Raw genomic sequence first — 246 nt, forward strand, 5'->3', positions numbered from 1 at the left:
CTGAAGTTGTTCATGAAGAAACAATCAGCCTAACTCCAACTACAGAAAGACACAGCGTACAGTTTATTATGGGAGCAGACACTGATCATAACTCTGTGCTTCAATTTAATCTTGGTGGTAACGACAACGATGTATACATTGACAACGTATTTTTAGAAAGACAACGATTAGGGGTAGAAGTTGGGAACCTTCTGGAAAATGGTGCCTTCGAATCCCTAGCTGGATGGAGAGCAGAAGCTTATAATC

The 246-nt window shown here is 40.7% G+C and carries 1 protein-coding gene; it reads left to right on the forward strand.

Annotated features, from left to right (window positions below; all coding sequences use genetic code 11):
• Nucleotides 1-246, forward strand: a 246-nt coding sequence (locus AOA62_RS32240; RefSeq protein ID WP_218244149.1) for a hypothetical protein, incomplete at both ends; no start/stop codon positions are given.

It is taken from the genome of Pseudomonas sp. 2995-3 (genome assembly GCF_002742565.1).
Classification (GTDB): Bacteria; Pseudomonadota; Gammaproteobacteria; order Pseudomonadales; family Pseudomonadaceae; genus Aquipseudomonas; species Aquipseudomonas edaphica.